Genomic DNA, 641 nt, shown 5'->3' with positions numbered 1-641 from the left:
CCGCCTTCTGCGGGCTGCCGACCGTGGTCAGCACCCGCAGGCCCAGGGCCCGGCACATCTGGATGGCGTTGGTGCCGATCCCGCCGGTGCCGCCGTGGACGAGGACGGTCTCGCCCTGCCGGGCGGCGGCCGCCATGAAGACGTTGGAGAACACGGTGGCGCACACCTCGGGCAGCCCGGCCGCCGCCTGCGGGTCCACGCCCGCCGGGACGGGCAGGACCTGTGCGGCGGGGACCACGACCTCCTCGGCGTAGCCCCCGGAGTCCAGCAGCGCGACGACCTCGTCCCCGACCGCCGGCCCGGCCCCGGCCGGGACCGAGGGCCCGAGCTCCTCCACCGTGCCCGAGACCTCGAGCCCGAAGACCTTCGAGGCACCCGGGGGGACCGGGTACCGGCCCAGGCGCTGCATGACGTCGGCCCGGTTGATGCCGGCCGCGCGGACGCGGATCCGCACGCCGTCGGGCGTGAGCTCGGGGGCGGGGACGTCGGTCACGGCGAGCACCTCCGGCCCGCCGGGGGTGGTCTCGAGCACTGCGCGCATCATGGGGCCTTCCTGTGGGGAACGACGTGCGCTCCCCATTGTGTCCCCGGGTGCGGCCGGGGTCACCCGCAGCCGCCGTCCGTCGCGCACCGGAGAACAC

General features: G+C 76.4%; 1 protein-coding gene. It reads right to left on the bottom strand.

Translation table 11 applies throughout. The features are described 5' to 3' along the window. The coding region (locus tag RCG67_RS16960; RefSeq protein ID WP_368827969.1) for an alcohol dehydrogenase catalytic domain-containing protein at positions 1 to 544 on the bottom strand (544 nt) is incomplete at its 3' end. Positions 545 to 641 lie beyond the last annotated feature (97 nt).

The organism is Kocuria cellulosilytica (assembly GCF_040981245.1).
Classification (GTDB): domain Bacteria; phylum Actinomycetota; class Actinomycetes; order Actinomycetales; family Micrococcaceae; genus Kocuria; species Kocuria cellulosilytica.
Note: the sequence above shows the minus strand (reverse complement) of the source record. Positions and strands in the feature narration are given on the sequence as shown.